This window comes from Klebsiella sp. HMSC09D12 (assembly GCF_001808475.1).
Taxonomy (GTDB): domain Bacteria; phylum Pseudomonadota; class Gammaproteobacteria; order Enterobacterales; family Enterobacteriaceae; genus Klebsiella; species Klebsiella oxytoca.
The window spans coordinates 136,366-159,036 of the sequence record NZ_KV793483.1; the positions used below are offsets into that span (position 1 = coordinate 136,366).

The 22,671-nt window shown below is 54.8% G+C and carries 21 protein-coding genes and 4 tRNA genes; 10 read left to right on the forward strand and 15 right to left on the reverse strand.

Annotated features, from left to right (window positions below; all coding sequences use genetic code 11):
• Positions 1-168 precede the first annotated feature (168 nt).
• From HMPREF3178_RS15665 to cydA, 15 genes are all read right to left on the reverse strand, one after another.
• Positions 169-244, reverse strand: a tRNA-Lys gene (locus HMPREF3178_RS15665).
• A 144-nt stretch (positions 245-388) separates the two neighbouring features.
• Positions 389-464: transfer RNA gene (locus HMPREF3178_RS15675), tRNA-Lys, on the reverse strand.
• A 4-nt stretch (positions 465-468) separates the two neighbouring features.
• Positions 469-544 (reverse strand) — tRNA-Val (locus HMPREF3178_RS15680).
• Between the two features lie 127 nt (positions 545-671).
• Positions 672-747: transfer RNA gene (locus tag HMPREF3178_RS15690), tRNA-Lys, on the reverse strand.
• Between the two features lie 162 nt (positions 748-909).
• Positions 910-1,695, reverse strand: coding sequence for a cell division protein CpoB (gene cpoB / locus HMPREF3178_RS15695; protein WP_004111482.1), 786 nt, complete (start codon positions 1,693-1,695; stop codon positions 910-912).
• Between the two features lie 9 nt (positions 1,696-1,704).
• Positions 1,705-2,229 carry a peptidoglycan-associated lipoprotein Pal gene (gene pal, locus HMPREF3178_RS15700; RefSeq protein ID WP_004100337.1) on the reverse strand — a complete coding sequence of 175 codons (525 nt, stop codon included), beginning with the start codon at positions 2,227-2,229 and terminating at the stop codon, positions 1,705-1,707.
• Between the two features lie 34 nt (positions 2,230-2,263).
• Entirely contained in the window at positions 2,264-3,556 is a 1,293-nt protein-coding gene (gene tolB / locus HMPREF3178_RS15705) for a Tol-Pal system beta propeller repeat protein TolB (RefSeq protein ID WP_004100336.1), read from the reverse strand.
• Positions 3,557-3,685: 129 nt separating this feature from the next.
• Positions 3,686-5,008: a cell envelope integrity protein TolA gene (tolA, locus tag HMPREF3178_RS15710; protein WP_017146322.1), complete on the reverse strand. Its 1,323-nt coding sequence runs from the start codon at positions 5,006-5,008 to the stop codon at positions 3,686-3,688.
• A gap of 105 nt (positions 5,009-5,113) precedes the next feature.
• Positions 5,114-5,542 carry a colicin uptake protein TolR gene (tolR, locus tag HMPREF3178_RS15715; protein WP_004100333.1) on the reverse strand — a complete coding sequence of 143 codons (429 nt, stop codon included), beginning with the start codon at positions 5,540-5,542 and terminating at the stop codon, positions 5,114-5,116.
• 3 nt (positions 5,543-5,545) lie between these two features.
• Entirely contained in the window at positions 5,546-6,238 is a 693-nt protein-coding gene (gene tolQ / locus HMPREF3178_RS15720; protein WP_004100332.1) for a Tol-Pal system protein TolQ, read from the reverse strand.
• Positions 6,235-6,639, reverse strand: a complete 405-nt coding sequence (gene ybgC / locus HMPREF3178_RS15725) for a tol-pal system-associated acyl-CoA thioesterase (protein ID WP_004100330.1) — start codon at positions 6,637-6,639, stop codon at positions 6,235-6,237. The genes tolQ and ybgC overlap by 4 nt, the downstream gene beginning before the upstream one ends.
• A gap of 149 nt (positions 6,640-6,788) precedes the next feature.
• Positions 6,789-7,079, reverse strand: coding sequence for a cyd operon protein YbgE (gene ybgE / locus HMPREF3178_RS15730; protein WP_004100327.1), 291 nt, complete (start codon positions 7,077-7,079; stop codon positions 6,789-6,791).
• On the reverse strand, positions 7,079-7,192 hold the full coding sequence (cydX, locus tag HMPREF3178_RS15735; RefSeq protein ID WP_004100325.1) for a cytochrome bd-I oxidase subunit CydX: 114 nt from the start codon (positions 7,190-7,192) through the stop codon (positions 7,079-7,081). Before cydX ends, ybgE begins: the two co-directional genes overlap by 1 nt.
• A 15-nt stretch (positions 7,193-7,207) precedes the next feature.
• Positions 7,208-8,347, reverse strand: a complete 1,140-nt coding sequence (gene cydB, locus HMPREF3178_RS15740) for a cytochrome d ubiquinol oxidase subunit II (protein WP_004100323.1) — start codon at positions 8,345-8,347, stop codon at positions 7,208-7,210.
• Between the two features lie 15 nt (positions 8,348-8,362).
• Positions 8,363-9,931 carry a cytochrome ubiquinol oxidase subunit I gene (cydA, locus tag HMPREF3178_RS15745; protein ID WP_004100321.1) on the reverse strand — a complete coding sequence of 523 codons (1,569 nt, stop codon included), beginning with the start codon at positions 9,929-9,931 and terminating at the stop codon, positions 8,363-8,365.
• Positions 9,932-11,138: 1,207 nt separating this feature from the next.
• Between cydA and glmS the strand changes: the two genes are divergently transcribed.
• The 10 genes from glmS (at position 11,139) to cobO (ending at position 22,391) form a co-directional block, all read left to right on the forward strand.
• Positions 11,139-11,588: a methylaspartate mutase subunit S gene (glmS, locus tag HMPREF3178_RS15750; protein ID WP_004100319.1), complete on the forward strand. Its 450-nt coding sequence runs from the start codon at positions 11,139-11,141 to the stop codon at positions 11,586-11,588.
• Complete coding sequence (gene glmL, locus HMPREF3178_RS15755; protein ID WP_004100318.1) at positions 11,588-12,976, forward strand: methylaspartate mutase accessory protein GlmL; 1,389 nt, start codon at positions 11,588-11,590, stop codon at positions 12,974-12,976. The genes glmS and glmL overlap by 1 nt, the downstream gene beginning before the upstream one ends.
• 16 nt (positions 12,977-12,992) lie before the next feature.
• On the forward strand, positions 12,993-14,438 hold the full coding sequence (locus tag HMPREF3178_RS15760) for a methylaspartate mutase subunit E (RefSeq protein WP_017146323.1): 1,446 nt from the start codon (positions 12,993-12,995) through the stop codon (positions 14,436-14,438).
• Positions 14,438-15,679, forward strand: a complete 1,242-nt coding sequence (locus HMPREF3178_RS15765; RefSeq protein WP_004100316.1) for a methylaspartate ammonia-lyase — start codon at positions 14,438-14,440, stop codon at positions 15,677-15,679. Before HMPREF3178_RS15760 ends, HMPREF3178_RS15765 begins: the two co-directional genes overlap by 1 nt.
• A gap of 3 nt (positions 15,680-15,682) precedes the next feature.
• Positions 15,683-17,053: an acyclic terpene utilization AtuA family protein gene (locus tag HMPREF3178_RS15770; RefSeq protein ID WP_017146324.1), complete on the forward strand. Its 1,371-nt coding sequence runs from the start codon at positions 15,683-15,685 to the stop codon at positions 17,051-17,053.
• Positions 17,050-17,367 (forward strand): DUF4387 domain-containing protein, encoded by a 318-nt coding sequence (locus HMPREF3178_RS15775; RefSeq protein ID WP_004100314.1) that lies wholly within the window; start codon positions 17,050-17,052, stop codon positions 17,365-17,367. The genes HMPREF3178_RS15770 and HMPREF3178_RS15775 overlap by 4 nt, the downstream gene beginning before the upstream one ends.
• Before the next feature lie 364 nt (positions 17,368-17,731).
• The gene (locus HMPREF3178_RS15785; protein ID WP_004100312.1) at positions 17,732-19,039 is read left to right on the forward strand and encodes a dicarboxylate/amino acid:cation symporter; all 1,308 of its coding nucleotides are present in this window, start codon (positions 17,732-17,734) and stop codon (positions 19,037-19,039) included.
• Positions 19,040-19,113: 74 nt separating this feature from the next.
• Positions 19,114-20,115, forward strand: a complete 1,002-nt coding sequence (gene glsA / locus HMPREF3178_RS15790) for a glutaminase A (RefSeq protein ID WP_004111467.1) — start codon at positions 19,114-19,116, stop codon at positions 20,113-20,115.
• A gap of 11 nt (positions 20,116-20,126) precedes the next feature.
• Positions 20,127-21,779, forward strand: a complete 1,653-nt coding sequence (locus tag HMPREF3178_RS15795; RefSeq protein WP_004100308.1) for a class I fumarate hydratase — start codon at positions 20,127-20,129, stop codon at positions 21,777-21,779.
• Positions 21,780-21,788: 9 nt separating this feature from the next.
• Positions 21,789-22,391 (forward strand): cob(I)yrinic acid a,c-diamide adenosyltransferase, encoded by a 603-nt coding sequence (gene cobO / locus HMPREF3178_RS15800; protein ID WP_004100306.1) that lies wholly within the window; start codon positions 21,789-21,791, stop codon positions 22,389-22,391.
• The last annotated feature ends 280 nt before the right edge of the window (positions 22,392-22,671 follow it).

Here is a 22,671-nt window from a genome sequence, read left to right on the forward strand (position 1 = left end):
AAGTCAACTGCTCTACCAACTGAGCTAACGACCCCTTGCGGGTTTACTGCTAACTGGAACGATTCAGGATGGTGCGTCGTGCAGGATGACTCGGCTTTGCCTCGCCCTACGGGCCGTTGCTGACGCAACGTTATCCTTCACGCTTACTACCCGCCCTCAGCTGAGGATTGGTGGGTCGTGCAGGATTCGAACCTGCGACCAATTGATTAAAAGTCAACTGCTCTACCAACTGAGCTAACGACCCGCTCGGGTACTGCCTGAATATTCTTCACTCGTCACCAATTCGAAATTGGTGGGTCGTGCAGGATGACTCGCTTTCGCTCGCCCTATGGGCCGTTGCTGACGCAACGTTATCCTTCACGTTTAACATCTGAGTTCAATGTTAAATTGGTGGGTCGTGCAGGATTCGAACCTGCGACCAATTGATTAAAAGTCAACTGCTCTACCAACTGAGCTAACGACCCGAAGTGGTGGGTGATGACGGGATCGAACCGCCGACCCCCTCCTTGTAAGGGAGGTGCTCTCCCAGCTGAGCTAATCACCCGATACTGCGCTGGATACATCTTTTCACGGTGGCTCGTGCAGGATGACTCGGCTTCGCCTCGCCCTACGTGCCGCTGCTGACGCAACGTTATCCTTCACGTTTTACTATCGCGTTCCACCAGAACGATTGGTGGGTCGTGCAGGATTCGAACCTGCGACCAATTGATTAAAAGTCAACTGCTCTACCAACTGAGCTAACGACCCACTATTTTTGTCGCTTTGGGCTTGTTCGATATCCCTTGGCAACGGCGGCATATATTACTGATTTCAGAATTCAGCGCAACAACAATTTAGATAAAGATTGCTTAACTGCTTAGGATTCATGCGACAAGACCAGAAATAATGCGATTTCTGGTCATGCCATAATCATCCGAGCGCGTTAAGGCGTTTTTGCGCTTGTTTGGCTCCGTCGGTGCCAGGAAATTTACTGACCACCTGCTGATAAACCGCTTTGGCTTTTGCGGTATCGCCTTTGTCCTGCATGATTACGCCGACTTTAAACATCGCATCGGGCGCTTTCGGAGATTTAGGGTAGTTTTTCACCACGGAAGCGAAATAGTACGCCGCATCGTCCTTTTTACCCTTATTGTAATTCAGCTGACCGAGCCAGTAGTTGGCGTTCGGCTGATACGTTGAATCGGGGTACTTTTTGACGAAGTTCTGGAAAGCCGCCATCGCGTCGTCCTGGCGGGAAGCATCCTTCACCAGCGCGATAGCCGCGTTGTAATCGGTGTTTGCATCGCCGGTCGACGCCGGAGCGCCTGATGAAGCCGCTGGCGCGCTTGCCGCAGCGCCTTGCTCACTGGCTGACGACGGGCTTTGCGCGCCCGTCGCGCCGCCACCGCTGCTCAGACCGTCGATCTGCAGCAGGATCTGCTTCTGGCGTTCAACAACCTGATTCAGCTGATACTGGCTTTCCTGAATTTGGCCGCGCAGGGAATCAATATCGGACTGATTATCGGAGAGTTGTTGCTGGAGCTGGGTTAAAAGCTGGCTGTGCGCATTGGAAATACGCTCGAGTTGAGTGACACGGTCTTCGACCGAGCCTGAGCCGACACTACTGATTGGCGCCTGAGCAAAAGCGGCCCAGGGGGCCGCTATGCCAACCAGTAACGACAGACTCAATAGATGATGTCTGAAGTTACTGCTCATGCAATTCTCTTAGTAAACCAGTACGGCGCGACGGTTTTTGGCGTAAGCCGCTTCGTCGTGGCCCAGTACTGCAGGTTTTTCTTTACCGTAAGAAACGATGGAGATCTGGTCAGCAGAAACACCTTTGCCCTGCAGATACATCTTAACGGCATTAGCACGACGCTCACCCAGAGCGATGTTGTATTCCGGCGTACCGCGCTCATCCGCATGACCTTCTACGGTCACTTTGTAAGACGGGTTGCTACGCAGGAAGTTAGCGTGCGCGTCCAGCATTGCAGCGAAGTCAGAACGGATATCGTATTTGTCCAGATCGAAGTAAACGATATTGTTCTGCTGCAGCTGTTGCATCTGCAGACGAGCCTGCTCTTCGGAAGACATGTTGCCGCCGTTAGCGTTACCGTCCATACCAGTGCCGGCACCCAGCATGCCTTCACCGCTCTGGTCGTTGCTGGCGTTCTTGTTAGAAGAACACGCCGCGATTGCCATAACCGGCAGAGCGATCAACAGCCCTTTCAGCACTTTGTTCAGTTGCATTTCTTTGATTCCTTTAATAATCAATTATTTATTATCACAGATACGGCGACCAGGCAGGCGATTTTACCTGTCCATCAGTTGCCGGAAGACGCGCTTTGAAACGCCCATCTGTAGAAACCAGATTCAGCACGGATCCCATCCCCTGAGAAGAGCTGTAGATTACCATAGTGCCGTTAGGTGCCAGACTTGGCGTTTCATCTAAAAACGTTGATGACAGAACCTGCACACCACCCGCTTCCAGATCTTGTTTGGCAATGTGCTGCTGACCACCGGCCGAGCTTACCATTACCATAGTTTTACCATCAGCGCTCACGTCAGCATCCTGGTTTTGTGAACCTTCCCAGGTAATACGCTGCGGCGTGCCGCCATTAATATTGACTTTATATACCTGCGGACGTCCCGCCTGGTCGGAAGTAAAGGCCAGATTCTGGCTATCCGGGAACCAGCTTGGTTCGGTGTTATTGCTACGACCATTGGTCACCTGGCGAATCTGACCGGATCCGAGGTCCATCACGTACAGGTTCAGGCTACCGGTTTTCGACAGAGCGAAGGCCAGTTTGCTGCCGTCCGGCGAAAACGCCGGGGCGCCGTTGTGCTGCGGGAACGAAGCAATCTGACGAACGGAGCCGTTAGCCAGAGTCTGCACCACCAGCGCAGAACGACCGCTTTCAAAGGTTACATAGGCCAGTTTCGCACCATCCGGAGACCAGGCCGGAGACATCAGCGGCTGGGTGGAACGGTGAACGAGGAACTGGTTGTAACCATCGTAGTCGGATACGCGCAGTTCGTACGGGAACTGGCCGCCGTTCTTCTGCACCACGTAGGCGATACGGGTACGGAAGGCGCCCTTGATGCCGGTCAGCTTTTCAAATACCGCGTCGCTGGCAGCGTGCGCGGCATAGCGCAGATACTGCTTAGTAACTTTAAATGAGTTCTGTGCAAGCACGGTACCCGGCGCGCCGCCGGTATCCACCAGCTGGTAGGCGACGTTATAGGAGCCGTCAGGGTTTTGCGTCACCTGACCCACCACAACGGCGTCAATACCCAGCGCAGACCATGCCGCAGGCTGTACTTCCTGAGCGCTACCCGGCTGCTGAGGCAGGCGAGAGCGATCGAGCGGGTTAAACTTGCCGCTGTTGCGCAGGTCAGCCGCCACGATACCGCCCACATCTTCAGGTGCAGCACCCTGCCCCGCCCACTGGAACGGCACTACGCCGATTGGGCGTGCCGAGTCAACCCCTTGGGTAATCTCGATGCGTACTTCTGCGTGCAGCACTGCCGCCCACAGCATTAAAAAACCAAATGCTACTCGTAATGCCTGCTTCATCATATCTCCCTTATCCAGGCGGAAAGCCCACGATAATTTAGCAGAATGTTAACAAACCCAAATACACAAAACTACTAAAACCCTGTGACTACAATAGATTGTTTTTCCCCGCTTGCACGGGGAAAAATATCACTGAGGTTTGAAGTCCAACGGCGCATTTTTGAATACTTCATATACCGCCTGACTAGGCGGTTTTGGGAACTTAGCCTGTCGGGCTGCTGCAAGAGCGGCCTGACAAAGCGCAGGATCCCCACCTTCAGACTGTATATTTAGCAACATGCCATCCGGAGCAAGTTTAATACGCAAGGTACAGGTCTTGCCTGAGTAAGACGCTGCGTCGTAAAACTTACTTTCAATGGCAGATTTGATCTGCCCGGCATAATTGCTGATATCAGCTCCTGATGCGCCATTATTTTTAGTATTACCACTCCCGGCAGCAGATGCATTGCTCCCTTTCGCCCCACCGCCAGTTTTAGGCGCATTCTTACCGGAGCTCAGGTCGCCGAGCAGATCGTCCACGCCGTTGGCCTCTTTGGCCGCAGCGGCTTTCTTCGCGGCTGCTGCCTTAGCGGCTGCGGCTTTCGCTGCTTTGTCTGCGGCGGCCTTCTCTGCTGCTGCGGCTTTGGCTGCCGCAGCTTTCTCAGCGGCGGCTTTTTCCGCTGCGGCGGCTTTCTCGGCTGCTGCTTTCTCAGCAGCGGCTTTCTGCGCGGCGGCTTTTTCTGCCGCTTTTTCGGCAGCAGCCTTTTCAGCCGCAGCCTGTTTCGCCGCTTCTTGCTGCGCTTTTTTCTCTGCCTGCTGCTGCGCTTTCTTCTCGGCTTCCTGCTGAGCTTTCTTCGCTGCATCCGCTTCGGCTTTCTTCTGCGCGTCCGCGGCCGCTTTCGCGGCTTCTGCTTCTGCCTGTTTCTTCGCATCCGCCGCCGCTTTCGCCGCAGCGGCTTCGGCTGCTTTCGCCTGAGCATCGGCCTTCGCTTTTGCATCAGCGGCGGCTTTGGCGGCAGCTTCCTGCGCCTCTTTCGCCTGAGCGTCCGCTTTCGCTTTGGCCGCTGCGGCGGCTTTCGCCGCGGCTTCTTCCGCCTGTTTCTGCTGCTCTTTCGCCTCTTTAGCCGCTTCCTGCGCCTGCAGACGCTCCTGTTCCAGCTGTTTTAGCCGTTCCTGCTCGGCGGCCTGCTTTTCGCGCAACTCTTCCGCCTGCTGCTGAGCCTGCTTTTCACGCTGCTCGGCGGCGCGGCGGGCGCTGGCCTGCTGCTGCTGTTGACGGTCATAATTCTTCACAACCGCCCCCGGATCGACCATAACCGCATCTATAGAAGAGCCCCCGCCGCCGCCGGCAGAAGCATCCAGATGCTCGTCAAACGAACTCCAGATCAGCAGCGCTATCAAGACGATGTGCAGCGCGACTGAAACTATGATCGCTCGTTTAAGCTTGTCGTTTTGTTCGGTTGCCTTTGACACTATCGGTTCCCAAAAACTGTTCGCCTGTTCCCGTTCGATGACGTCGGCCGCGGGACACGTTTGTCCCACCGTCGCCATATTGGCGGGGGTGCGTATTGCGAGCGATTAGATCGGCTTAGTCATCAAGCCAACCGATTTAACCCCTGCGCTATGCAACAGGTTAAGCGCTTTAATAATCTCATCGTATGGCACCTCTTTCGCACCGCCGATCAGGAACACCGTTTTCTCATTCGCCTCAAGTCGACGCCTGGCTTCGGCAATAACCTGTTCAGGCGGCAGCTGCGATAGCGTTTCCGGGCCAATTTTCACGTTGTACTGCCCGACTCCGGAAACCTCAACGATCACCGGCGGTTCATCGTTGCTTTTTACCGCCTGCGATTCCGTTGCGTCCGGCAGGTCGACCTCTACGCTCTGCGTAATGATCGGCGCTGTCGCCATAAAGATCAGCAACAGCACCAGCAGGACATCCAGCAGCGGAACGATGTTGATCTCGGACTTCAGTTCGCGACGCCCGCGTCCACGTGCTCTGGCCATGGCTTACCCCTTATTGCTTTCGCTGCTGGTAAACGCCTGACGGTGCAGAATAGCGGTGAACTCTTCCATAAAGTTGTCGTAGTTCAGCTCAAGTTTGTTCACGCGCTGGTTCAGACGGTTATAAGCCATAACCGCCGGGATAGCGGCAAAGAGACCAATTGCGGTCGCAATGAGCGCCTCTGCAATACCCGGTGCCACCATTTGCAGCGTCGCCTGTTTTACCGCGCCCAGCGCGATAAAGGCGTGCATGATCCCCCATACGGTACCAAACAGACCGATATACGGGCTGATAGAACCTACCGTACCGAGGAACGGGATGTGCGTCTCCAGGGATTCCAGCTCGCGATTCATCGAGATACGCATCGCGCGCGATGCCCCTTCAACAATTGCTTCCGGCGCATGGCTGTTGGCGCGATGCAGACGAGCAAACTCTTTAAAACCGCTGTAGAAGATTTGTTCCGAACCGGTCAGATTATCGCGACGGCCCTGGCTTTCCTGATACAGACGAGAAAGCTCAATACCTGACCAGAACTTATCTTCAAACGCTTCGGCTTCACGCGACGCCGAGTTAAGAATGCGCGTTCTCTGGATAATAATGGCCCAGGAGGCGATAGAAAAACAAACTAAAATCAACATGATAAGTTTAACCAGAAGGCTTGCCTTCAGGAACAAATCAAGGATATTCATCTCAGTCACTGCTTAAACTCCGCGACAATAGACTTGGGAAGCGCACGAGGCTTCATTAAGAGTGGATCAACGCACACGATCAGAACTTCAGCTTCATTCAAAACCACGTTCTCGGCGTTGACGATTCGCTGCGTGAAAACCAGGGTCGCCCCTCGCATTGAGGTTATCTCCGTCTGGATTTCGAGCATGTCGTCGAGTCTGGCGGGCGCAAAATACTCCAGCGTCATTTTGCGAACCACAAAGGCAACTCGTTCAGCCAGCAAAACCTGTTGGCTGAAGTGATGATGGCGCAGCATCTCTGTGCGTGCTCTTTCATAGAAAGCGACGTAGCTGGCGTGGTAAACCACACCACCGGCGTCGGTGTCTTCGTAGTAGACCCGAACCGGCCATCGAAACAGCGTTGTATTCACTTTACATCCCGGTAATGCAACAAAAGGTTAGTGCTTTCAAACTTCGCTACTATACGCGCGGGAATCGTGGTTTGGAATGGGGGAAAGTAAACGAGGAGTAAATTTTTATGGGCTTATGCAAGCCCATATGGTTAACAGAGATTTCTTATTCAAAAGAAGAAAAAGAACAGGCCCAAAACGAGCACAATATCAGCGATAAGCGGACAAAAAATTCCCTGCCAGTGGATGGCGCGCGGGCGAAAGCCCACGCCGTGGATAACGCCGGTACACACCGCCCACATCAGCAGGAAGCCGTGCCAGATTTCCAGCTCACTGGTTTTGGCCGCAAAGCGCGACGGGTCCCAGAAGATGCAGCCCGCTAGCGCCAGCGCCATCAATAAGGAAAGCGCCCTTAACGGGCGCTTGTCCATTATCGCGTAAAGAGTCGCGATAATACTCATCAGTGTTCTTCTTTACCTGCTTTGGTGGCTTCCACGTGCTCAAGCGCCAGCGCGGTAATCACCCCAAAGGCACAAGCAAGAAGCGTTCCCAAAATCCATGCGAAATACCACATATATAGCTCCTTACCTTAGTACAGCGAGTGGGTGTTCTTTTCGATGTCTTCGCGAGTGATGCGACCGAACATTTTCCAGTAACACCAGGTGGTGTAGGCCAGAATAATCGGTACGAAGACAATCGCCACGTAAGTCATCAGGTTCAGCGTCAGCTGGCTGGAGGTGGCATCCCACATGGTCAGGCTCGCGTTCATCGCCGTGCTTGAAGGCATAATGAACGGGAACATGGCGATACCGGCAGTCAGAATGATGCACGCCAGCGTCAGCGAGGAGAACAGAAATGCCCAGGCGCCTTTATCTGCTTTGGTCGAAATGACGGTCAGCAGCGGCAGCGCCACGCCCAGAGCAGGAATCGCCCATAGCGCCGGCATATTATTAAAGTTCACCATCCACGCGCCGGCCTCACGAGCCACTTCTTTGGTCAGCGGGTTAGACGGGCCGGTATGATCCATGACGGATTTCACTACGTAACCGTCGATGCCATAGTAGACCCAAACGCCTGCCAGCGCGAAGCAGACCAGCGTCACCAGCGCCGCTACCGTTGAGACGGTGCGGGTACGCAGGTGCAGTTCGCCCACGGTACGCATCTGCAGATAGGTCGCGCCCTGCGTCAGGATCATCGCCACGCTAACAATACCGGCCAGCAGTCCAAACGGATTCAGCAGCTGGAAGAAGTTGCCGGTGTAGTACAGACGCAGATATTCATCAACGTGGAACGGAACGCCCTGCAGCAGGTTACCGAACGCCACGCCAATCACCAGCGGCGGTACGAAGCTGCCGACGAAGATGCCCCAGTCCCACATATTACGCCAGCGGGTATCCTCAATCTTCGAGCGGTAGTCGAAACCAACCGGACGGAAGAATAAAGATGCCAGCACCAGGATCATTGCCACGTAGAAGCCGGAAAACGCGGCGGCGTAGACCATCGGCCAGGCGGCAAAGAGCGCGCCGCCTGCGGTGATCAGCCACACCTGGTTTCCGTCCCAGTGCGGAGCAATGGAGTTAATCATAATTCGACGCTCGGTGTCGTTACGACCGAGGAAACGGGTGAGCATGCCCACCCCCATGTCGAAGCCATCGGCGACGGCAAAACCAATGAGCAGAATGCCAATCAGCAGCCACCAGATAAAACGCAATACTTCATAATCGATCATTTGACGACTCCTGTCTTAGCGTGCCGACTGAATAGCCGCAGAGGACTGTTCAAAGTGATAGCGACCGGTTTTCAGGCTGCTTGGTCCTTTGCGGGCAAACTTGAACATGAGGAACAGTTCAGCCACCAGGAACAGCGTGTACAGGCCACAAATCAGCACCATAGAGAAGATCAGGTCGCCCGCAGTCAGCGACGAGTTCGCTACAGCCGTTGGTAGCACTTCACCGATAGCCCAGGGCTGACGGCCATACTCAGCAACAAACCAGCCAGCTTCTACGGCAATCCACGGCAGCGGCAGGCCATAGAACGCAGCGCGCAGCAGCCATTTTTTCTCGCCAATGCGGTTACGAATCACGGTCCAGAAGGAGGCGCCAATAATCAGCAGCATCAGCACGCCGCACGCCACCATGATACGGAAGGCAAAATAGAGCGGCGCCACGGCAGGAATGGAGTCCTTGGTCGCCTGCGCAATCTGCGCTTCCGTCGCGTCGGAGACGTTGTCGGTATAGCGTTTCAGCAGCAGACCATAACCAAGATCTTTCTTCACGTCGTTAAACCGATCGCGAACGGCCTGGTCAGTTGAACCTGCACGCAGCTGTTCCAGCAGCGCGTAAGCCTTCATCCCGTTACGGATACGCTCTTCGTGCTGAACCATCAGATCCTTCAGGCCGGTAACCTGTTTATCGACGGAGCGAGTCGCAATGATGCCCAGCGCGTAAGGAATCTGAATCGCGAAGCGGTTCTCCTCTGCTTTCTGGTCAGGAATACCAAACAGGGTAAAGGCCGCCGGAGCAGGCTGAGTTTCCCATTCTGCTTCGATAGCCGCCAGCTTGGTTTTCTGCACGTCGCCCATTTCGTAACCGGATTCATCACCGAGAACGATAACGGAGAGGATTGCCGCCATGCCGAAGCTTGCTGCGATAGCAAAGGAGCGCTTGGCAAAAGCAAAGTCGCGCCCTTTGAGCATATACCAGGAGCTGATAGCAAGAATGAACATCGCGCCGGTCACGTAGCCGGAAGCCACGGTATGCACGAACTTAACCTGAGCCACCGGGTTCAGAACCAGCTCAGAGAAGCTGACCATCTCCATACGCATGGTTTCAAAGTTGAAGTCCGACGCAATCGGGTTCTGCATCCAGCCGTTAGCGACAAGAATCCACAGCGCCGACAGGTTGGAGCCGAGCGCTACCAGCCAGGTCACGGCCATGTGCTGCACTTTACCCAGACGATCCCAACCGAAGAAGAACAGACCTACAAAGGTAGATTCGAGGAAGAAGGCCATTAAACCTTCAATGGCCAGCGGCGCACCGAAGATATCGCCCACGTAGTGAGAGTAGTAAGACCAGTTTGTCCCGAACTGGAACTCCATGGTCAAACCGGTTGCCACACCCAGAGCGAAGTTGATACCAAACAACTTGCCCCAGAACTTGGTCATATCTTTATAAATCTGTTTGCCGGAAAGGACGTAGACCGTTTCCATGATGGCCAGCAGGAACGCCATACCAAGCGTCAGCGGCACAAACAGGAAGTGGTACATCGCGGTCAAGGCAAACTGTAAGCGCGACAGTTCGACTATATCTAACATCATGACTCCTTGCTCATCGCATGAAGACTCCGAGAGTGAACCCCGTTAGAAAGGGTCACACGCATGCCCCAATACAAATTTATTTGCTTCTTCTCGTCACGCCCGTTTCCTCTGTCAAGGAAACGGTAGTGGTGAAAAGTTACAAACATGTTAACAAAACACCCAAATTGATCCCGTGATTATATTACGCTGCAAAACCCTTACAATAAATAGGTTTTTATTGTGATAAATTTGCAGTTTTCGACGGCGATCAATTTATAGCGAAAATATCAGATTTTGGTCAATTTGATCCGCGACAATTTAACTCCATTTCTTGTTCTTTTCCAAGTTTTAAACATTGATTTAAATCAATTTTCATTTTAAATGTTAATTATGTTTACTGTGTACAACACTAGTAAACACAAGGTTAACGGTATGTTTTTCAGGAGTGTCATCAGTTACTGAAAATGATAGACCATTTATTTCACAGCGGAGCGGTACTTAATGAGCCCTCGTGAGCGGCTTAAATGCCGACCTCAACTGATAATGTTGCGTAGTTCACAGATTTTTTTTATCAAGTTACTATCGTTTATTTTTTTACTGATTATATTTATCATTGCATTTACCTTTAATTAACACCCCTATGTGACTATCGTTTATCCCGTCACCGCCGCCCATCGATTTCTTTTTTGTGCAGGTCAGGCCCCCTACTCTTCTTAAGGATCATCTGCAGTCTGCATTTTTACTCTCTGACGACGTATGTCTGCCTCATCAACAAAAATAGAATATGAAACGAACAATTCATCATTTGATAGCTTTATTCTAACAAATTGCCTTTGACACATATAAAAACCAGCCCATAAATTCCGTTACCGCGCTCACAGAAAATTTTAAAGAATTGTATTTAACCCGTTATTTAGAAATACAGAAGCCAGCCAAAAATAAAATAAGATCTCGCTCACAAACATCGCAATATATTTATTACGAGAACTCAAAAAGGACCAATCAAATTTATAAGCATTAAGTACATCACTATGATAAACAAAGAATTTTTAACGAAAACTCAAAAATGCGCTTTTTTTGAATGATATTCTGAAAATAGATCAATTGCTTCCTCCCGACGAACCAAAGACACTCCAGCCCTATTAACAGGCATCCATAACCCAGGCTGCCAAATATTAGATCGTCGTTTTTATTTTTATACCATCAGCCCTACAGAGGATTACCCATGAAGAAATCAACACTCGTTATTGGCGTCATTGGTGCTGACTGCCATGCAGTAGGCAATAAAGTCCTGGACCGCGTTTTTACTGCCCATGATTTTCGCGTAATCAATCTGGGCGTGATGGTCAGCCAGGATGAATATATTGATGCCGCCATCGAAACTGGTGCGGATGCCATCGTCGTGTCGTCGATTTACGGCCACGGCGATATCGATTGCCTGGGACTGCGCGAGCGCTGCATCGAACGCGGTATCGGCGACATTCTCCTTTACGTCGGCGGCAATCTGGTGGTCGGAAAGCATGACTTTGCCGACGTTGAAGCGAAGTTCAAAGAGATGGGGTTCAACCGCGTTTTTGCCCCCAGCCACGATCTGGAAGACGTCTGCCAACTGATGGCAAACGACATCAACCAGCGCCATGGCGTTAAACACCCGTGTCTGGAAGAGGCCATCTGATGCAAACCGTCTCAGTCGATATCGGCTCGACGTGGACCAAGGCGGCCCTCTTCACCCAGGAGGGGGATGAGCTGACGCTGGTAAACCACGTTCTGACCCCGACAACCACCCATCACCTGGCGGAAGGCTTTTTTGCCAGCCTGAACCAGGTGCTTAACGTTGCCGATGCGCGCCCGCTGCTGAACCGCGGTGACGTCACGCTGAAATACTCCTCATCGGCCAAAGGCGGTCTTGCCGTCGCCGCGATGGGGCTGGTGCCGTCCATCACCCTGGAGTCAGCAAAAGTCACCGCCCACTCGGCGGGGGCCAAAATCGCCCAATACTACTCTTATAAACTGAATCGCCACGACATTCAGGCGCTGGAAGCCTCGCCGCCGGACATTCTGCTGTTTACCGGCGGGACCGACGGCGGTGAAACGAGCTACGGCCTGGCTAACGCCCACGCGCTGGCGGAGTCAACGCTCGACTGCGCCATTATCTATGCCGGCAACCGCGACATTCAGGACGAGATTCAGACCATCCTCGGCCATAAAGATCTGACCACGGTAGACAATATTCTGCCCGATCTTGATCACCCGAATCCGTACGCGGCCCGCAAGGCAATATGCGATGTTTTCTTATCCCGGATCGTCAAAGGTAAAGGACTGGACGTTATCGTCGCAGAAACCGGCGAAGAGCCGATGCCAACGCCGTGGACCGTCTACGAGCTGGTGAAAACCATCAGTCATTACGACAGTACGTGGAAAGAGTTCATGCTGATCGACATGGGCGGCGCGACTACCGATGTCTACTCCGCCAGCGCCAACACGCTCTCGCCGGATACCGTTCTACACGGCGTTCCGGAGCCATATGTAAAACGCACGGTGGAAGGCGATCTCGGCATGCGCGTCTCGGCGATGGTTGTCGGTGAAAGCGCCCGGGAGCTGGTGAACGTGGTCTTTGCCCACCAGCCGCAGCGTCAGGAGGCTTTTTACCGCTATCTGCGCCATCTTGTCGCTCAGCCGGATTATCTGCCGGCCAGTGAAGAAGAAAAGTATTTCGACACCGTTCTCGCCGGGCTCTGCGTGGGCTACGCCAGCGAACGCCACGCGGGAACCAAAAAACAGGTCTGCACCTGCGTGGGCAACGTCGACCTGCAGATGGGGCGCGACCTGACCCCGGTGCGCAAAGTCGTCGGATCCGGTGGATGGCTCTCCCGCGCCAGCCGCTTTGACATCCACCGCTGGCTGAAATACCGCGAACTGGATGACGACGGCAGACGCATTCTCTTACCGACCCAGTTTGACTATTACCGCGATGCAAAAGGCCTGCTTCCGCTGCTGGCAAACGTTGCCAGGCTTTATCCCGAACTCGCCGCTCGCACCAGCATTCACTGTTTAACCCTATAAATGAAGGCAGCTACGAATGGAACTTCGAAATAAAAAATTAACCCATGACGAATTCATGACCGAGCGGCATCAGGTATTGCAGACCTGGCATACCGGCAAGGACGTTGAGCACTTCGAAGATGGCGTGAAGTACCAGCAAACTATTCCAGAGAAAAAACGCTTTTCTCACGCCCTGCTTAAGGCCGACCAGGAAGGTAAAACGTTGAGCCAGCCGCGCGCGGGCGTAGCGCTGATGGATGAACACATTGCGCTACTCAAGACGCTGCAGGAAGAGTGCGATCTACTGCCCAGTACCATCGATGCCTACACCCGCCTTAACCGTTACGAAGAAGCGGCGGTCGGCATTCAGAAGTCTATCGAAGCGGGTACCTCCAGACTCAACGGTTTACCGGTGGTTAACCACGGCGTCGCTGCCTGCCGCCGGATGACCGAAGCGCTGGAAAAACCGGTGCAGGTACGTCACGGTACGCCGGACGCGCGTCTGCTGGCGGAAATTTCCATGGCCAGCGGCTTTACCAGCTACGAAGGCGGCGGTATCTCCTACAACATTCCCTACGCCAAGCGCGTGACCCTGGAGAAGTCGATTCGCGACTGGCAGTACTGCGACCGTCTGATGGGCCTTTATGAAGAACACGGCATTCGAATTAACCGCGAACCTTTCGGCCCGCTAACCGGCACTCTGATCCCGCCGTTTATGTCCCACGCGGTGGCGATTATCGAAGGGCTGCTGGCGCTGGAACAGGGCGTCAAATCAATTACCGTCGGCTACGGCCAGGTGGGCAGCCTGACCCAGGACATTGCAGCGATTAAGTCGCTTCGCGAACTTTCTCACGAATATTTTGGCAATTACGGTTTCGACGATTATGAGCTGAGTACCGTCTTCCACCAGTGGATGGGCGGCTTTCCGGAAGATGAATCGAAAGCATTCGCCATTATCTCCTGGGGCGCGGCGGTGGCCGGCATGTCCGGCGCCACCAAAGTGATCACCAAGAGCCCGCATGAAGCGTTCGGTATTCCAACCGCAGCGGCCAACGCGCAGGGCCTGAGGGCCTCCCGCCAGATGCTCAATATGGTCAGCGATCAGAAGTTCCCGCCGTGCGCCGCGGTAGATCAGGAAGTGGAGCTGATAAAAAGCGAGGTACGCGCGGTACTGAAGAAAGTCTTCGAACTGGGTAACGGCGATATCGCCCGCGGTACGGTGCTGGCCTTTGAAGCGGGCGTGCTGGACGTGCCTTTTGCTCCGGCATCCTGCAACGCGGGCAAAATTCTGCCGGTTCGCGACAATTCCGGCGCTATTCGCGTGCTTGAAGCTGGCGCGGTTCCGCTGCCGAAGGACATCCTCGCCCTGCACCACGATTACGTCGCAGAACGTGCGCATTTTGAAGGTCGCAAGCCCTCATTCCAGATGGTTGTTGATGACATCAACGCGGTATCCCACAGTCAATTAATAGGAAGACCATAATGAAAATTAAACAGGCCCTTTTCACCGCTGGCTACTCCTCATTCTACTTTGATGACCAGCAGGCGATTAAAAACGGCGCGGGTCACGATGGATTCATCTATACCGGCGCGCCGGTTACCCCCGGATTTACCTCCGTGCGCCAGGCAGGTGAATGCGTTTCCGTGCAGCTAATTCTGGAAAACGGCGCGGTAGCGGTCGGTGACTGTGCCGCCGTACAGTATTCCGGCGCCGGCGGCCGCGACCCGCTGTTCCTCGCGGAAAATTTTATTCCCTTCCTCAACGATCATATTAAACCGCTGCTGGAAGGCCGGGATGTCGATACGTTCCTGCCGAACGCCCGCTTCTTCGACAAGCTGCGCATCGACGGCCAACTGCTGCATACCGCCGTCCGCTATGGTCTTTCCCAGGCGCTACTCGATGCCACGGCGCTGGCCAGCGGCCGTCTGAAGGCGGAGGTGGTTTGCGACGAATGGCAGCTGCCCTGCATCCCGGAAGCGATTCCTTTATTTGGTCAGAGCGGAGACGACCGCTATATCGCCGTGGACAAGATGATCCTCAAAGGCGTCGATGTTCTGCCGCATGCGCTGATTAACAACGTTGAAGAGAAGCTGGGTCTGAAAGGGGAGAAACTGCGCGAGTATATCCGCTGGCTGTCCGACCGCATCTTAAGCCTGCGCACCAGCCCCCGCTACCGCCCGACGCTGCATATCGATGTTTACGGCACCATCGGCCTGATTTTCGATATGGACCCGCTTCGCTGCGCCGAATATATCGCCAGCCTGGAGAAAGAGGCCCAGGGCCTGCCGCTCTATATAGAAGGCCCGGTGGATGCCGGCAACAAACCGGATCAGATCCGCATGCTGACCGCCATCACCAAAGAGCTGACCCGCCTGGGTTCCGGGGTGAAAATCGTCGCCGACGAATGGTGTAACACCTATCAGGATATCGTTGACTTCACCGATGCCGGCAGCTGCCACATGGTACAGATTAAAACCCCGGACCTCGGCGGCGTCCATAACATTGTGGACGCGGTGCTGTACTGCAACAAACATGCGATGGAAGCCTATCAGGGCGGGACCTGTAACGAAACCGAGATCAGCGCCCGCACCTGCGTTCACGTCGCGCTGGCCGCGCGTCCTGTACGCATGCTGATCAAGCCAGGCATGGGCTTCGACGAAGGTCTTAACATCGTGTTTAACGAAATGAACCGCACCATCGCGCTGTTGCAGACTAAGGATTAAGAGATGGCTCGTACCTTTAAGATCTTATCGCCGACCGCGATTCTGGGTTATGGCTTTCCGGAAGAGAGCTTTCTTAAAGCCATGGCGGAGTCTCCTGATCTGATTGCCGTTGACGCCGGTTCATCCGATCCCGGCCCCCATTATCTGGGAGCAGGTAAACCCTTTACCGACAGAGCCGGAGTGAAACGCGATCTGCGCTATATGATCGTCGCCGGCGTAAAAAACAGTATTCCGGTGGTGATCGGCACGGCCGGCGGCTCCGGCGCGGCCCCGCACCTGGAGTGGTGCCGGCAAATCATCCATGAGATTGCGCAGGAAGAGCAACTGTCGTTTTCCATGGCGCTGATCCCGTCTGACGTCGAGAAATCCATCGTGCATCAGGCGCTGGATAACGGCAAAATCACCGCCCTCGACTTTGTGCCCGAGCTGACCCACGAAGCTATTGAAGAGAGCACCTATATCGTCGCCCAGATGGGTATCGAACCGTTCCAACGAGCGCTGGCCGCTGGCGCCCAGGTGGTGCTGGGCGGACGGGCGTACGATCCAGCCTGCTTCGCGGCGCTGCCGATTATGCAGGGCTTCGATGAGGGGCTGGCCCTGCACTGCGGCAAGATCCTTGAATGCGCGGCCATTGCGGCGACCCCAGGGTCCGGCTCCGACTGCGCGATGGGGATCATCGACGACAACGGTTTTACGCTGAAAACCTTCAATCCACAGCGCAAATTCACCGAAACGTCCGCCGCGGCGCACACGTTATACGAGAAGTCCGATCCGTACTTCCTGCCGGGGCCCGGCGGCGTGCTGAACCTCAAAGGATGCAGCTTCAAAGCGGTCAACGAAGGCGAGGTGTACGTTAGCGGCTCTCGCCACGAAGAGACGCCCTACGCGCTGAAGCTGGAAGGCGCGCGTCGGGTCGGCTTTCGCTGCCTGACCATTGCCGGAACCCGCGACCCGATCATGATCGCCGGGATCGACACGATTCTTGCAGAGGTACAGGCCAGCGTGGCGCGCAACCTCTCGCTGAGTGACGACAGCATCCGCATGACTTTCCATCTGTACGGAAAGAACGGCGTGATGGGCAATCACGAACCGATGAAAACCGCCGGGCACGAGCTGGGGATTTTACTGGACGTCGTCGCCCCGACTCAGGATACCGCCAACAGCGTCTGCTCGCTGGTGCGCTCTACCCTGCTGCACTACGGTTATGAAAACCGCATTGCGACCGCGGGCAACCTCGCCTTCCCGTTCTCGCCTTCCGATATCCAGAGTGGCCCGGTGTATGAGTTTTCAATCTATCACCTGATTGAAGCCTGCGACGCGCTGCGCTTTGACTTCCATATCGAGCAGGTCACGCCAGAAGGAGTTCAGGCATGAAACAATCTCTATGCTCACTGGCGCAGGTGATCCGCTCCAAAAACGCCGGGCCGTATGAATTAGTTTTAGATATTTTATTTAAAACCCGGGAGGATTATCAGCGGGTAAAACGATCTGAGCAATTAACTCCGCAGCTTATTGCCAGCTTATATAACGTGAGACCTGATTTTATTCATCGCATTGTCTGGTTTGACCCGGCTAACGCGGTAAAAATTGTCATGCCGCGGGATATTATTTCCGGCAACGTTGGCGACAATGATGTTTATGGCGCTCAGCAACATGCGCCGTTATTAAGTATTGAGTTCGATTTCTAATTCTATATCCAATGGATTTCGAGTTGCATTGAGGCGGCAACTGAAGGACAAATTCGTCAGGAACGAATTTGAACAGCCGGAGGCTGCCTTCGGTGAGGGACATGGATGTCCCTCATTCATTCCCAGGAGCGTACATCCGTACATGACGGGGGTGAGCAAAGGCAGCCAACAAAAATGCAGCCTGAAAGACAACGGATATAAAAATACAACAACATCCCTTGGTGTACAGGATTTCGCTGTATCACTGTATTCCAGACAATTTATGCGGTTGGTCACCACAGGCGCCCGTCTGAGCGGTTTGCAGGCTCAGGCGTGCGCTGCCCTACAACACTTCACCGACTAACCTCGATCCGATGGAGTAAACATGAAAAAAATAAGTTTAACCAAAATGATCATATTAGGCCTGATACTCGGCATGATTGCCGGGGTGGCAATTAATAATATGGCATCGGCTGATACAGCAAAATCATACGCGCAGGATATTTCTATTTTCACCACCATATTTTTACGCATGGTAAAAATGATTATCGCTCCGCTGGTAATATCCACGCTGGTAGTTGGCATCGCCAAAATGGGCGATGCTAAAACGCTCGGGCGGATATTCTCGAAAACTTTTTTCCTGTTTATTTGCGCCTCGCTGCTGTCGATTGCGCTGGGGCTGGTGATCGTTAATCTGTTCCAGCCGGGGGCGGGGATTAATTTCGTCGCCCACGATGCCGGAGCGGTCGCGGCCGTTCAATCTGAGCCCTTCACACTGAAGGTATTTATCTCTCACGCGGTGCCGACCAGCATCGTTGATGCGATGGCGCGCAACGAAATCCTGCAAATCGTGGTGTTCTCCATTTTCCTCGGCTGTAGCCTGGCGGCTATCGGCGAAAAAGCCGAACCCATTGTGAAAGTGCTCGATTCGCTGGTCCACGTAATGTTGAAGCTGACGGGCTACGTCATGCTCTTCGCGCCGCTAACCGTCTTTGCCGCTATCTCCGGGCTGATCGCCGAGCGCGGACTGGGCGTAATGGTCAGCGCCGGTATCTTTATGGGTGAGTTCTACCTGACGCTTGGCATGCTGTGGGCGATGCTGATTGGCCTGTCGGCGGTCATTGTTGGTCCGTGCATTGGCCGTCTGACCAAAGCGATCCTTGAGCCCGCCCTGCTGGCCTTCACCACGTCCAGCTCTGAAGCCGCCTTCCCGGGCACCCTCGATAAGCTGGAAAAATTTGGCGTCTCTTCCAAAATCGCCAGCTTCGTTCTGCCCATTGGCTACTCCTTTAACCTGGTTGGCTCCATGGCCTACTGCTCGTTCGCCACGGTGTTTATCGCCCAGGCCTGCAACGTGCACCTCGGCATGGGCGAGCAGATCACCATGCTGCTGATTCTGATGCTGACCTCAAAAGGGATGGCGGGCGTACCGCGCGCCTCAATGGTGGTTATTGCCGCGACGCTGAACCAGTTCAACATTCCGGAAGCGGGCCTGATCCTGTTGATGGGCGTCGATCCGTTCCTCGATATGGGTCGCTCCGCCACTAACGTAATGAGTAACGCCATGGGCGCCGCCATCGTTGGCCGCTGGGAAGGCGAGCACTATGGAGAAGGCTGCCGCGGCACCGCCCCGGTCAAAAAACCCGAGCAGGAGCGTCCTGCCAGCGAAACGTCCGAAGTGGCGATGTCTTGACGGCAAGATGGCTACGAACCCCAGGCCGGATCTATCCGGCCCGGTTCCTCTCAATAATCTCAACAGGACATACCATGAACGTTAAATTTCTCGGCACCTGCCTGTTCACCGCCAGCTTATTGTTTAGCGGCGCCGCCGCAGCTCAGGGCGCACCGGACTACGCCAGCATTATCGAGCAGGCGCATCAGAAATATAAAAATAACCACGAGGGTAAAGTCGCCGACTACATCCCCGCTCTGGCGACCTATAGCCCGGATAATTTCGCCATTACGCTCGCGACGGTAGAAGGCAAAATTTACCAGACCGGCGACGTAAAAAAAGCGTTCCCGATGGAGTCCCTGAGCAAAGTGTTCACCCTGGCGCTGGCAATGGAGCAACGCGGACCGCAGGAAGTGTTGGATAAACTCGGCGCCAACGCCACCGGCCTGCCCTTCAATTCCGGATTAGCCGTCGAACTCACCCAAGGCGCGCCGGAGAATCCGTTAGTCAACGCCGGCGCCATGAGCACCGTGAGCCTGATTGCGGCGCAGGACAAAACCGACCGCTGGAATAAAATCCTCAACAATCTCAGCGCCTGGGCCGACAGTACGCTGAGCGTGAACGAGCCGGTATTTCAATCCGAAATGGCAACCAACCAGCATAACCAGGCGCTGGCCATGTTGATGCATTCCTACCGCAGCTTTTATGGCGATCCGCAGGAAGCCGTCGAAATCTACACCCGTCAATGTTCGGTGGATATCACCGTTGAGCAGCTCGCCAAAATGGGAGCCGTGCTGGCCAACGGCGGTAAATCGCCGTTCAACGGCAGGCAACTGCTTAACGCCAGCTATGTGCCGCAGGTACTGGCGGAAATGGCGATAGCCGGGCTGTACGACGGCAGCGGCAGATGGCTGTATAGCGTCGGTATTCCGGCGAAATCCGGCGTTGGCGGCGGGATGATCGCCGTGGTGCCGGGGCGGTACGCCATCGCCGTCTACTCCCCTCCGCTGGATGCAGCCGGTAATAGCGTTCGCGCCCAGCAAACCATCGAGTACGTCGCTAAAGCGACGCAGGCCAATCTCTTTTTCGCGAAATAGTGAGATGTCACATGTCTAAACCCTTTGTCTGGCAGGAACTCTTTGTGCAGAGTAAAGATAATACGGAATATGAACTACTCAGTAATCAACATGTTAAGGTGACAGAGTTAGATGGTGAAGAGGTCATCAAGGTTGCGCCCGAAGCGTTAACGTTGCTGGCTCAGCAGGCATTTTATGAGGCTTCATTTTTCCTGCGCGCCGGACATTTAAAACAGATCGCCAGTATCCTGCACGATCCGCAGGCCAGCAGTAACGATAAATATGTTGCGCTGCAGCTGCTGCGCAACGCCGAAGTCTCGGCAAAAGGCGTGCTGCCAAACTGCCAGGATACCGGGACCGCAACCATCGTGGCGAGCAAAGGCCAGAACGTCTGGACCGGCGGCAACGATGCTGAAGCCCTGAGTCAGGGCGTCTACAACACCTTCCAGGAAAATAATTTACGCTATTCGCAAAATGCCCCCCTCGATATGTACACCGAGGTCAACACGGAGACTAACCTGCCGGCGCAGATCGACATCAGCGCCGTGCCGGGTAGCGAATACCGCTTCCTGTTCGTCAACAAAGGCGGCGGCTCGGCGAACAAAGCAGCGCTGTTTCAGGAAACAAAATCCATCCTGCAGCCGGAAAAACTCACCGCCTTCCTGATAGAAAAAATGAAAGCGCTGGGCACCGCCGCCTGTCCACCGTACCACATCGCCTTTGTGGTGGGCGGCCTCTCGGCGGATCAGGCATTGAAGGTGGCGAAGCTGGCTTCGACCAAATATTATGACAATCTGCCCACCAGCGGAAATGCGCTGGGCCAGGCGTTTCGCGATACTGCGCTGGAGGCGACGTTGCTTAACGCCAGCCGCGAGTTCGGCATCGGCGCGCAGTTTGGCGGCAAATATTTCGCTCACGATATTCGCGTGATCCGCCTGCCGCGGCACGGCGGCTCCTGCCCTATCGCTATGGCCCTCTCCTGCTCCGCCGATCGAAACATTAAAGCCAAAATCAACAAGCACGGCATCTGGCTGGAGAAGCTGGAACATAACCCGGGCAAGTTTATTCCTGATTCTCAGCGGATAGAAAACGGGGCGCAGACCGTCCAGCTCGACCTGAATCGGCCGCTGCGCGATATCCTTCGCGATATGTCAGCCCTGCCGGTCGGTACCCGGCTGTCGCTGAGCGGTCCAATTGTCGTCGCCCGCGATATTGCCCATGCCAAAATTAAAGAGCGGCTGGATAATGGCGAACCGATGCCGGCTTACATGCGCAATCATATCGTCTACTACGCCGGACCGGCGAAAACGCCAGACAATCTTGCCTGCGGCTCGCTGGGTCCCACCACCGGCGGACGGATGGACGGGTATGTTGATGCTTTCCAGGCCGCGGGCGGGAGTCTGATCATGCTCTCAAAAGGCAACCGCAGCCCACAGGTGACCGAAGCCTGCCTGAAACACGGCGGTTTTAATCTCGGCAGCATCGGCGGTGCGGCGGCTCTGCTGGCGCAGCAGTACGTGAAAAGTTTACGCTGCCTTGAGTATCCGGAACTGGGCATGGAAGCGGTATGGATGATGGAAGTCGAAAACCTGCCCGCGTTTGTGCTGGTTGACGACAAAGGCAACAACTTCTTTAGCCAGTTCGAGCAGCAGCACCGCTGCGCCACCTGTCCGGCAGGGCACTAAGGAGCATTTATGCACGCGCGAGGTAATCCTGACCGCCATCGTCAGCGCCAGCAGAAGCTGAAAACGCAGGTTGATACCCGCGTGGCGGCGGCAACGGAGCAAAAAGGCATCTTGATCGTCTTCACCGGCAACGGTAAGGGCAAATCTACTGCCGCCTTTGGTACGGCAACGCGAGCCGTCGGACATGGTAAGCGCGTCGGCGTTGCCCAGTTCATTAAAGGCCAGTGGGATAATGGAGAGTACAATACGCTGCATCCTCTGGGCGTTGAGTTTCACATTATGGGCACCGGCTTTACCTGGGAAACGCAAAACCGGGAAACGGATATTGAGGCGGCATCGGTCGTATGGCGAGAGAGTAAGCGCATGCTGGCCGATCCGAGCTACGATCTGGTGGTGCTGGATGAGCTCACGTATATGCTGGCGTATCGCTATCTGGATCCACAGGAAGTGATTGCCGCTATTGTCAATCGTCCGCCGCAGCAGAACGTGATTGTTACCGGCCGCGGCTGCCATGCCCGCCTGCTGGAGCTTGCCGATACGGTCAGCGAGCTGCGCCCGGTGAAGCACGCCTTTGACGGTGGTATTCAGGCGCAGGCAGGAATCGACTGGTAGTTTGACCCGGCTCGCGCTGCGTTCTGCTCCGTGGGCTACTCTGCGCGCTGCTCCCGGGGGCGGCGCTTGACGCGCCTTGCCCGGGCTACAGGTTCATCGCCGTTTGCAGCGCGGTAGCCCGGACAGGTGCGCAGTACAGGTTCACTGCCGACTCCGGGCCGGTAGCCCGGACAGATGCGCAGCATCGCCTCCGGGGAGTTCAACGACTCTGCTCTCTACTGGGCTACTCTGCGCGCTGCTCCCGGCGCGGCGCTCAACGCGCCTTGCCCGGGCTACGGGT